This window comes from Carboxylicivirga sp., assembly GCF_982718395.1.
On sequence record NZ_CEXQWX010000016.1, the window covers coordinates 55,635 to 58,346 of the forward strand.

A 2,712-nucleotide genomic window follows, 5' to 3' on the forward strand; every position below is an offset into this window, starting at 1 on the left:
GGGGTTCGACTCCCTCATCGCCCACTCAAAGGAGAAGCAGTTATTGTTTCTCCTTTTTTTTGTATCTTCTCCTCAAATTTTAACCATGTGCTTTTTCTACATCCTTCATTCTCCTTCAAAGGATAAATACTACATAGGTGCCACCTGTGATGCATTAGAATCTCGACTTGCAAAACACAATATGAAACATATTGGTTACACTGGCCAAGCACAGGATTGGGTAGTAGCTTATTTCGAAGAGTTTAATACTAAGAAAGAGGCTTTTGACAGAGAAAACGAAGTAAAAAAATGGAAAAGCAGAAGTAGAGTTATCAAGCTTATTAATGGCAATTAGTTCTGTTGGCATTGAGCATCCCGGCGCTTTGCACGGGAGGGTCGGGGGTTCGACTCCCTCATCGCCCACTCAAAAGGAGAAGCAGTTATTGTTTCTCCTTTTTTTGTATACTCTTCAGGATTGAATGAGATTCGGGATCAGGTGCAAGATCTTGCTCTAATAAGTTATAAACAACATGTAAAAAGCTTCCTACTAAATTTAAGATATCCTACTTGAATGCCGATTCACTAAATGGATTTTCTTCAAAAACATTATCACTACTTTGTTGTGCACTCGGCGGCCCTGGTGGCTCTCCAAACGGATCAGAAGATAACACCAAACAACAATGTTTATCCAGATCATAAGTCTGAATAACAGGCTTTGAATACTCTTTTTTTCCCACTTTGTAAATTATTGCTTCCCTTATGTTATAACATTCCCCAATGTTACAGTGGGCTGCAAAGAAATATAAAATATCACAGATATACAATAACTTAACTCATCTTTAGAATTCACATTCAATACTATAACCTTTTAGTAATGCATCTCCAATAACTTGTATGTTATTACCTATCAGTTACTGCTCATAAGCCTCAATTTCACACGCTCCGATGCATTATCAGCATTTACAGATGTAATCACACTTAACAAATATCTTAATTCCGGATAATCGCAATTCTTACTATCACCTATTAATATTCTAATCACTATTTTTGCATCAAATCAAAAACAATAGGAATATGTCCGACGATAAAAAAATCATATTCAGCATGGTTGGTGTGAGTAAAACTTTTCCACCTCAAAAAAAAGTGCTGAATAATATTTATCTGTCATTCTTTTATGGTGCTAAAATTGGTATCATTGGTTTGAATGGCTCAGGTAAATCTACTCTATTAAAGATTATTGCAGGGGTTGAAAAGAACTATCAGGGTGATGTCGTATTTTCACCAGGGTACTCTGTTGGTTACCTTGAGCAAGAGCCTCAGTTAGACGAGAATAAAACAGTACGCGAAGTTGTTGAAGAGGGTGTACAGGAAGTGGTTGACACCTTGAAGGCTTACGAGGCCTGTAACGAAAAATTTGCCGATCCTGAGGTATTGGAAGATCCGGATAAGATGCAAGCTGTGATGGATGAGCAAGCAAAATTACAGGAACTTATTGATCAACATGATGCCTGGAACCTTGATACAAAACTAAATCGGGCAATGGATGCCTTACGCTGTCCACCTGAAGATCAAAAGATCAGTGTTTTATCTGGTGGTGAGCGTCGTCGTGTAGCATTATGTCGTTTATTACTACAAGAACCTGATATTCTTCTTCTGGATGAGCCAACCAACCACCTTGATGCCGAATCGGTTCAATGGCTGGAGCAGCATCTGCAACAGTATAAAGGAACGGTTATTGGCATCACTCACGATCGCTATTTCCTCGACAATGTTGCGGGCTGGATTCTTGAGCTTGACCGTGGTGAAGGTATTCCGTGGGAAGGCAACTACTCTTCATGGCTTGATCAGAAAACCAAACGCATGGCTAACGAAGAAAAGCAAGCTTCGAAGCGCCGCAAAACTCTTGAAAGAGAATTGGAATGGGTGCGCATGGCCCCTAAAGCTCGTCATGCCAAAAATAAAGCACGCTTGAATGCCTATGACAGCTTAATGAAAGAGGATGTTAAGGAGAAAGAGGAAAAACTGGAGATATTTATTCCAAACGGACCAAGACTTGGTGATAAGGTAATTGAAGCACATGGGGTCTCAAAGGGTTTTGACCAAAAACTTTTGTTTGAAAACCTTGAATTCACATTACCTAAAAACGGTATCGTTGGAGTTATTGGACCTAACGGAGCCGGTAAAACAACTTTATTCCGACTGATAATGGGATTAGAAAATGCCGATGCTGGCACCTTTGAAGTTGGCGAAACAGTTAAGGTATCATACGTAGATCAATCACACGATGACATTATCCCCGGTAAAACCGTTTATGAAGTTATTTCGCAGGGTGATGAACTCATAAGAATGGGAAATAAAGAAGTGAACGCGCGTGCTTACTTATCACGTTTTAATTTTGCGGGTAACGACCAACAGAAAAAATGTGAGATACTCTCAGGTGGAGAACGAAACAGGCTTCATTTGGCTATGGCCTTGAAAGAAGAAGGAAACGTACTGCTACTTGATGAGCCGACCAACGATATTGATGTGAACACATTACGTGCCCTGGAAGAAGGATTGGACGATTTCGCCGGATGCGCTGTAGTTATATCTCACGACCGTTGGTTTCTAGATCGCGTAGCCACACATATTCTTGCTTTTGAAGGTGAGTCGAAAGTACACTTTTTCGAGGGCTCATATTTATTCAAGAAGAGTAAAACATACACTAATCTTGCACCGGTATCAGAAGTGATA

At 39.9% G+C, this 2,712-nt stretch carries 3 protein-coding genes and 2 tRNA genes (1 of these 5 cut by a window edge); 4 read left to right on the top strand and 1 reads right to left on the bottom strand.

Annotation, left to right across the window (positions count from 1 at the left end; genetic code table 11):
* Nucleotides 1–24, top strand: a tRNA-Val gene (locus AC4MRQ_RS05350); it begins 151 nt to the left of the window's first position.
* Nucleotides 1–334 (top strand): GIY-YIG nuclease family protein (locus AC4MRQ_RS05355; protein ID WP_491196623.1); only part of this gene is annotated, 334 nt, incomplete at its 5' end. The genes AC4MRQ_RS05350 and AC4MRQ_RS05355, both read left to right, overlap by 24 nt.
* Nucleotides 326–402 (top strand) — tRNA-Gln (locus AC4MRQ_RS05360). The genes AC4MRQ_RS05355 and AC4MRQ_RS05360, both read left to right, overlap by 9 nt.
* Before the next feature lie 140 nt (nucleotides 403–542).
* On the opposite strand, the gene AC4MRQ_RS05365 is transcribed toward AC4MRQ_RS05360, so the two are convergent.
* Nucleotides 543–716 (bottom strand): hypothetical protein, encoded by a 174-nt coding sequence (locus AC4MRQ_RS05365; RefSeq protein WP_491196624.1) that lies wholly within the window; start codon nucleotides 714–716, stop codon nucleotides 543–545.
* 337 nt (nucleotides 717–1,053) lie between these two features.
* On the opposite strand from AC4MRQ_RS05365, the gene ettA reads away from it, so the two are divergent.
* Nucleotides 1,054–2,712 (top strand): energy-dependent translational throttle protein EttA (gene ettA, locus AC4MRQ_RS05370; RefSeq protein WP_491196625.1); only part of this gene is annotated, 1,659 nt, incomplete at its 3' end.